The organism is Moorena sp. SIO3I8 (genome assembly GCF_010692325.1).
Classification (GTDB): Bacteria; Cyanobacteriota; Cyanobacteriia; order Cyanobacteriales; family Coleofasciculaceae; genus Moorena.
Window position 1 is genome coordinate 1 of record NZ_JAAHHW010000358.1, and the last position, 1558, is coordinate 1558.

Genomic DNA, 1558 nt, shown 5'->3' on the forward strand with positions numbered 1-1558 from the left:
TAAGGACATCGTTGACTATTGCCGTAGACCCAGTGCAAATTACCGGTCGCTTCTATGGCTTGGTTACCATTATTAAGCGGGAGACACTTGAAAGCGATCGCTTTCAAGTGTCTCACTTTAATAAAGAGTTCATGATTGATGGCACAGAAAGGCTGATCAATCGACCGAAGGATAAGGAAGACCGCAAAACCTACTATAGTGGCTTGAAATTAGCCCACACAGTCAAAAATAACCTGTTGAGCGTTCGGGGTGGCAAGGTGTTATTTTTGAGCGACACCTACTATGGCTTGAAGCACGATTTGAAGATTGCAGATGAGGAGGGCTATCGGTTTCCTATTGGGAGCACCCAATGGCCACGATACTGGGTTCGGTGGATTTGCGCCAAGGGGGGTCAACATCAAGCAACCGAAGAAGAAGCAACCGTTAGCAGAACTGAGCGATGAACAAAAACAGGAGAATCGACAAAGAACGAAGGTTCGTGTGGAAGTGGAACACCAAATTGGGGGTATCAAACGATCTCAGATTGTGGTGCAGAAATTTCGGATAGGGGTTGACCAATACATATATGATGTGATGGAGACAGCTTGTGGGCTTCATAATTTCCGACTCACCCACCGTCAAACAAAAGTTACTAACCACCTGTTAGTTTCCTAATTCCAAACCAAAGGGCAAGAATCGATTCCTTGAGTTTTCTGCACTATTTCCGATAAGGTTTAGTAATTCAAGTTGTCCTAAGCAACTCTTCCTATTCTACAGTTAGCTTGAATCTGCCTATTCTTTTTCTGAACATAAATTATATCTTTCTGGTCTCTTTTTTCATTTTTTTGTCCTGAAAATTTGGAGTTACTTTATGCAATTTGAGTCAACGATTGTTGTTAATGTTCAGCCAGAAAATATTTTCAATATATATTCACATGTTGAGCATTGGTCAGAGTGGGATCCTGACACAATTTCTGCTCATATTCATGGAGATTTCACTCCAAATACAGTGATTGATTTGCAACCTCAAACTGGGGGGCACGTCAAAATTCGAATAGTTGAAGTAACCAATAATCAGTCATTTATTACTGAATCTAGGTTGGTATTTTGCGCTATCCGTTTTGAACACTTGCTCCAGCCACTTGAAGAGCAAACACTTGTCACGCATAGAATGATTTTCTCTGGACTGTTCAAGTTATTTTTTTATTTTATCCTTGGCAATCAATTGAAGAAAGCATTACCTCAAACCCTATCTGCCTTAAAGCAATTTGCAGAACATGGTTTGATAGACTGTGGCGACTCGAAAATTAAATAAACGGCGAATTTCCACCCGATAAACTTTGAGCGCTGCTTAATACGCTTCCCGTCAACGAATTTCTCGTCAATCAGCCTGTCGGAGGCTCCTACCTCATCTTTCACTATGTAATCCGGACCTGGCCCTGGATCCTAGTAGCCCTAGCCGCAATGGTAATCTATCCAGATTTGGCAGACCGGGAATTGGGGTATCCCAAACTAATGCTAGACTTTTTGCCACGAGGGATGCTGGGGATAGTGGTAACTTCACTAATTGCGGCATTTA

Annotated in this window: 3 protein-coding genes; all 3 read left to right on the forward strand. The window is 42.0% G+C overall.

Annotated elements, in window-relative coordinates; translation table 11 throughout:
* On the forward strand, positions 1–443 hold a 443-nt coding region (locus F6K51_RS36970; RefSeq protein WP_293031076.1), incomplete at its 5' end, for a transposase family protein.
* Positions 337–654 (forward strand): transposase family protein, encoded by a 318-nt coding sequence (locus tag F6K51_RS38870; RefSeq protein ID WP_365940639.1) that lies wholly within the window; start codon positions 337–339, stop codon positions 652–654. The genes F6K51_RS36970 and F6K51_RS38870, both read left to right, overlap by 107 nt.
* Before the next feature lie 196 nt (positions 655–850).
* Complete coding sequence (locus F6K51_RS36975) at positions 851–1294, forward strand: SRPBCC family protein (protein WP_293031079.1); 444 nt, start codon at positions 851–853, stop codon at positions 1292–1294.
* Positions 1295–1558 lie beyond the last annotated feature (264 nt).

Excerpts from the sequence above, each read along its gene's own strand:
- F6K51_RS36975 (WP_293031079.1), top strand. The coding sequence starts at position 851 with ATGCAATTTGAGTCAACGATTGTTGTTAATGTTCAGCCAGAAAATATT.